Origin of the sequence: Streptomyces glaucescens, assembly GCF_002154375.1 — a bacterium.
In the GTDB taxonomy this organism is placed as follows: Bacteria; Actinomycetota; Actinomycetes; order Streptomycetales; family Streptomycetaceae; genus Streptomyces; species Streptomyces glaucescens.
On record NZ_MUND01000065.1, the window covers coordinates 25407 to 31638 of the forward strand.

3 protein-coding genes are annotated in these 6232 nt (G+C 77.0%); 2 read left to right on the forward strand and 1 reads right to left on the reverse strand.

Annotated elements, in window-relative coordinates:
* The first annotated feature begins 96 nt into the window (after positions 1 to 96).
* Entirely contained in the window at positions 97 to 744 is a 648-nt protein-coding gene (locus CCN42_RS44180) for a hypothetical protein (RefSeq protein ID WP_245877156.1), read from the forward strand.
* Positions 745 to 882: 138 nt separating this feature from the next.
* Positions 883 to 5274 (forward strand): cation-translocating P-type ATPase, encoded by a 4392-nt coding sequence (locus tag CCN42_RS05215; protein ID WP_086733284.1) that lies wholly within the window; start codon positions 883 to 885, stop codon positions 5272 to 5274.
* A 60-nt stretch (positions 5275 to 5334) separates the two neighbouring features.
* Here CCN42_RS05215 and CCN42_RS05220 read toward each other — a convergent pair.
* The coding region (locus CCN42_RS05220; protein ID WP_086733285.1) for an NADH:flavin oxidoreductase/NADH oxidase at positions 5335 to 6232 on the reverse strand (898 nt) is incomplete at its 5' end.

The following is a 6232-nucleotide window of genomic DNA, read 5'->3' on the forward strand; positions in this document are numbered from 1 at the left end:
CCGGCCACCCGTGTTTGCCTTGCTCCCCACGGGTGACTGGGTGTTTCCCGGGAACTCGGGCCATGCACGAACCCCATCCGAGGGAGGCGGGGAGTCATGACACGGCTGAAGCCGTCCTCCGTTCTGACGGGACCGGTGCGCGTCACCGGTTCGGCACTGCGCCGGATGCCCGGCGCGGGCATGGTGAGCAAGGCCGCCGAGGGCACCCTCGACACGGTCGGGGCGGTGTCGCCGCGCGGGCGCCGTATCGCGGTCTACACGGGAGCCGGGCTGCTCGGCGTCGCGGGTGTCGTCGAGTGGCCCGTGGCGGTCGCCGGAGCGGCCGTGGCCTGGCTGACCCAGCCGAAGCCCGGGCAGCGGCAGGAACAGCGATCCGGGCAGGACAGCGGCATGAAAACGGCGCGGGCCGGTGACGGCGCGGCGGCCAGGGCGACCACGAGCGCGGCTTCGCGCGCGGCGGCCTCCGGGGGCCCTGCGGCGTCCATGGCGACGCGGTCCGGCACGGGCTCCTCCTCCGGCGCTTCCGCGACGGCGTCCGGCGGCCGTACCCAGGTGCCCGGCGGCCCCGACACGGAGACCGGCGGGACGACGGCGTCGGGCCACCGGACGACGGCCGCCCGCACGAAGACGGTGCACGGGACGGGCACGACGACCATCAAGGCGGCGACCGCCCACCGGCGCACCGCGGCCCGGCGGCGCACCGCGGCGATGGGCGGCGCAGGGAGGCAACCGAGCGAGAGCTGATCGTGACCCCGGTACTCCGTGGCCCGCGAACCGACCGCGGGTGACCGCGAATCGGACCACGAACCGACCACGAACCCAAGACAAACCGACAACGACCGACCATGAATCGAGCAGGCTGAGCACGAGCTGAGGTGTGCGATGGGGTTGCTGACGGGGCCGGTGACGGCCGTGTCCGGTGCCCTGCTGGCCGGGCCGCGGCTGCTGGCGCGCGGGACCGCGCCCGCCGTGGGCATGGCCGCGGGCGCGGCGGCCGGGACGGCACGGGCCGGAGTGCGCGGCGCGGACTCCGCCGTGCGGGTCGCGCGGGTCGCACGGGCTGCCGTGCTGCCCGGGCAGAGGCAGCACTGGCGATCCGGGCGGCGGGCGCACCTGGCGCTCAGGACCACCGCGCCGGAACGGGCGCACGAGACGGGCGGGACGGCCCACGCCGCCCGGCGGGTGGCCGCCGCGCTCGCCGAGCGGCCCGACGTGGCGTACGCGTACTGGGACGGCGGGCTGTCCCGCCTGGTGGTGGCCGCGACCGAGGCCGCCGTCGCCGACACGGTCCTGGAGAAGGCGGCCGACCTCGCCGAACGGCACGGACTGACCCCCGACGACGAGTCGGTGGAGGAGTTCGCCCATCCCGGCGACCCGGCCGGGGTGCGCACCGCCTTGCTGGCGCTGGGCGTCGACGCGCTCGGCATCGGGGGCGCGTTCGCCGCCTCCGCGCTGCGGCTGCCGCCCACGCCCAAGTTCGTCTCGGCGGGCAACACCCTGCTGCGCGAACACCCCCGGTTCCGCTCCTGGCTGCGCGGACGGCTCGGCGACTCCCGCGCCGACCTGGTGCTGGCCGGCGTCAACGCGGTCGTGCACGGCGCCGGCCAGAACCCGGTCGCCCTGCTGCTCGACGGCTCGCTGCGGACCTGCGGGCTGGCGGAGACCCTGGCGCGGGGCGCCGCCTTCGACGCCGTCCACGACCGGCTGTGCGTGCCGCACCGGGACGGTGTGGCCATGGACCGGTTCCCGCGCCCGCCGCTGCGCCGCACCCCGGCCCAGGAGTACGCCGTCCACGCCGAGTCCGGCGCCCTCGTCGGCGCCCTCGCGACCCTGCTGGTCAAGCACAGCGCCGGCGAGGCCGCCGAAGCGGTGCTCGCCGGTTCCCCCAAGGCCGCCCGCTACGGGCCCGCCGCCTTCCACGCCGCCCTCAGCTGCGCCCTGGCCCGCACCGGCGTGCTGGTCCGCGACCAGCAGCGGCTGCGCCGCCTGGAGACGGCCGGGACGGTCTTCCTGCACCCCAGTGCGCTGCGCACCCCGGACGGCGACGCCGACCCGTGGGCCGAGCCGGTGCTCGACGCGGCGCGCCGCGCGGGACTGCGGGTGGTGGTCGGCGACGACCCCGCCCTCACCGACTTCATCGGCCTCGCCGACCACATCGTGCCCGCCGGCCGGCCGCCCGCCGAGGCGGTGGGCCGGCTGCGCCAGGACGACGGCTGTGTGATCACCGTGGCCCGGCCCGCCTCAGCCGACGACACCGACGTACTGGAGGCCCTGTTCGCCGGAGACCTGGCCGTCGCACTCGCCGACCGCGACGCGGCCGTCGCCTGGGGAGCGGACGTCCTCACCCACCACGGCCTGCCCGACGTGTGGCGGCTGCTGGCCGCGGTGCCCGCCGCCCGCAAGGTCGGACGCCGCTCGCAGACCCTCGCCCGCTCGGGTGCAGCGCTGTCCGGACTGCTGGTGGCCGTGGGCGAGTCCCGGCGCCAGAGCAACCCGCTGCTGCCCGGACTGCGGCACGCGCCCGTCGACGTGGGCGCCGCGGTGGCCCTGCTCGGCGGGGTGCGCGCGGCCGTCGGCGTGGCATTCGCGCGGGCCCCGCATCCCCGCCCGAGGGTGGCCTGGCACGCCCTGGACCCGCGCTCCGTCCAGGCCCGGCTGGCCGACCGGGTCGAGGCCGAGGAGACCGCCTTCGAGCAGGCGGTGGACCGGGTGCGCGAGGCCGCCGGCACGGTCACGCGGCTGCCGGGCATGGCTCCCGCCCGCTGGTCGTTCCAGCTCGCCCGGGCCGTACGCAACGAGCTCGACGACCCGCTCACCCCGGTACTGGCGGTCGGTTCGGCCGCGTCGGCCATACTCGGCTCCGTCGCCGACGCCCTGCTGGTCGTCGGCGCGCTCGACCTCAACGCCCTCGTCGGAGGCCTGCAACGGCTGCGGGCCGAACGAGCGCTGTCCGGACTGGTCGCCGAGCAGAAGCAGAAGGCCCGGGTGACGGCCGACGGCGAGTCCGGAGCCCCGCAGCCCCGGCGCGACCGGCGGCGGAGGGGCCCGCGCACCGTCGACGCGGCCCGCCTGGTGCCGGGCGACGTGATCGAGCTGAACGCCGACGACGTGGTGCCCGCCGACGCCCGGCTGCTGTGGGAGGACGGCCTGGAGGTCGACGAGTCGGCGCTGACCGGCGAGTCGCTGCCGGTCGACAAGCAGGTGGAGCCGACCCCGAGCGCCGCCGTCGCGGACCGCCGCTGCATGGTGTTCGAGGGCACCACGGTGGTCGCCGGGCACGCCCGGGCCGTCGTCGTGGAGACCGGCGACCGCACGGAGGCCTCCCGGGCGGTCCACCTCGCCGCCCGTACCCCGCCCGCCGGGGGAGTCCAGGCCCGGCTCCAGGAACTCACCCGCCAGGCCCTGCCCCTCACCATGGCGGGCGGCGCCGCGGTCACCGGCCTCTCCCTGCTGCGCGGCACGCCGATCCGCGAGGCGGTCAGCGGCGGAGTGGCGGTGGCGGTGGCCGCCGTGCCCGAGGGGCTGCCGCTGGTGGCGACCGTGGGCCAGCTGGCGGCGGCGCGGCGGCTGAGCCGGCGCGGCGTCCTGGTGCGCACCCCGCGCGCCCTGGAGGCGCTGGGCCGGATGGACACCATCTGCTTCGACAAGACCGGCACCCTCACCGAGAACAGACTCCGCCTGGTCCGGGTCGCGGAGGCGGACAGCACGGTCCGCGCCCTCGACGAGGCCCGCGACTCCCGGGTGCTGCGGATAGCCGTACGGGCCTGCCCGCAGCTCAACGGCGGCGAGAAGGTGGTGCACGCCACCGACGAGGCCGTGCTGGACGCGGCCGGCCGGGACGACCCGGAGTGGACGCAGACCGAGGCCCGGCCGTTCGAGGCGGGGCGCGGCTACGCGGGCGCGGTGGGTCACGCGGCGGACGGCGTGCGGGTGTTCGAGATCAAGGGCGCCCCGGAGGTCGTGCTGCCCGCCTGCCGCGAACTGCCCGAGCACGCGGAGGAGACCGCGCACGCGCTGGCCGCCGACGGCCTGCGGGTGCTCGCGGTCGCCCGGCGCCGCCTGGCCGACGCCGAGGACGACGCCGAGGTCTGCGACGAGCAGCCGCACGACCTGGAGTTCGTCGGACTGCTCGCGCTGGCGGACGTGGCCCGCGAGACGTCCGACGTGCTGGTGCGCGGGCTGCGCGCGGCGGGCGTCCGGCCGGTGATGCTGACCGGCGACCACCCGCAGACCGCGCGGGCGATCGCCCTCGACCTGGGCTGGCCGGAGGACACCGCCGTCGTCACCGGCGACGACCTGGCCGCCGCGGACCGCGGCGAGCGCTCCCGGATGCTGCGCGACGCGGACGTGGTGGCCCGGGTGGCGCCCGAGCAGAAGCTCCAGGTCGTCGAGGCGCTGCGGGACGCCGGCCGGGTGGTCGGGATGGTGGGCGACGGAGCCAACGACGCCGCCGCCATCCGCGCCGCCGACATCGGCGTGGGCATCAGCGCCCGCGGTTCCGCGGCTGCCCGCAACGCCGCCGACCTGGTGCTCACCGGCGACGACCTGACCGTCCTCGTGGAGGCGGTCGGCGAGGGCCGTGCCCTGTGGCACAGCGTCGCCGACTCCGTAGCCATCCTGATCGGCGGCAACGCGGGCGAGGTCGGCTTCGGCATCCTGGGCACCCTGCTCGCGGGCGCGGCGCCGCTGTCGACCCGTCAGATGCTGCTGGTGAACCTGTTCACCGACCTGTTCCCGGCGATGGCCGTCGCGGTCACCCCGCAGCGGGACCCGGCCGAGACGGCGTCGACCGGGCCGCTGGGCACCTCGCTGCTGGGCGCGCCGCTGATGCGGCAGATCCGGCACCGGGCGCTGACCACGTGCCTGGGCGCGGTCGCGGCCTGGCTGTTCGGCCGGTTCACCCCGGGCACGGCCCGCCGTACGACGACGATGGCCCTGTGCGCGGTGGTCGGCACCCAGCTCGCGCAGACCCTGCTGGACCGCCGCGACAGTCCTCTGGTCCAGGTCACCGCGCTGGGCTCGGCCGCCGCCCTGGTGGCCCTCGTCCAGACCCCCGTCGCCAGCCGTCTGGTCGGCTGCACCCCGCTCGGCCCCCTCGCCTGGGCGGGTGTCGCGATGGCGATCACCCTGGCGGTGGCGGGACAGAGGGTGCTGCCGGACCTGGAGCGGACGGTGCTGCGGGTGGCCCGTGCGGCCGGCTCGCGCGGTACCGAGGACGCCCCGCCGAAGCCGGCCGCGGTGGAGGGCCGGGTCGTGGAGCCGGCGGGAGCCTGAGCCCGGGGCGCCGCCCGCCCGGAGCGGCGGGCGGCGCCCCGGGGCGTGTGCCGTGGTGGCTCAGACGGACCGGTGGTACTGGTCCGGCACCCGCACCTCGCCGCCCAGCTCCCGCGCCGCGTGCCGGGCCCAGGACGGGTTGCGCAGCAGTTCCCGGCCGAGCAGGACGGCGTCCGCCTCCCCGTTGGACAGGATCTTCTCGGCCTGCTCGGCGTCGGTGATCAGACCCACGGCCGCGACCGGCAGGGTGGTCTCGGCCTTCACGCGCGCGGCGAAGGGCACCTGGTAGCCCGGGCCGGTGGGGATGCGGACGGCGGCGGCGTTGCCGCCGGTGGAGACGTCGAGCAGGTCGATGCCGTGTGCCTGGAGGTCACGGGCGAAGCGGACCGTGTCGTCGGGGGTCCAGCCGCCCTCCTCCAGCCAGTCGGTCGCCGAGACGCGGAAGAACAGCGGCTTGTCGTCCGGCCACACCTCCCGGACGGCGTCGACGACCTCCAGGGCGAACCGGGTGCGGTTCTCGTACGAGCCGCCGTAGGCGTCGGTGCGGTGATTGGAGTGCGGGGACAGGAACTCGTGGATCAGATAGCCGTGGGCGCCGTGGATCTCGGCGATCTCGAACCCGGCGGCGAGGGCGCGGCGGGCCGCGTCGGCGAACTGCCCGACGATCGCGCGGATCTCCTCGGCCGTCAGTTCGGCCGGGACCGGGTGCCGCTCGTCGAAGGGGACCGCGCTCGGGGCGAGCGGCCGCCAGCCGTACGCGTCCGGGCCGAGCGGCGCCCCGCCCTTCCAGGGCTGGTCGGTGGAGGCCTTGCGCCCGGCATGGGCGAGCTGGATCGCCGGCACGGTGCCCTGGCCGGTGAGGAAGCGGGTGATCCGGCGGAACGCCTCGACCTGCGTGTCGTTCCAGATGCCGAGGTCGTAGGGCGAGATGCGGCCCTCGGGGGCGACCGCGGTCGCC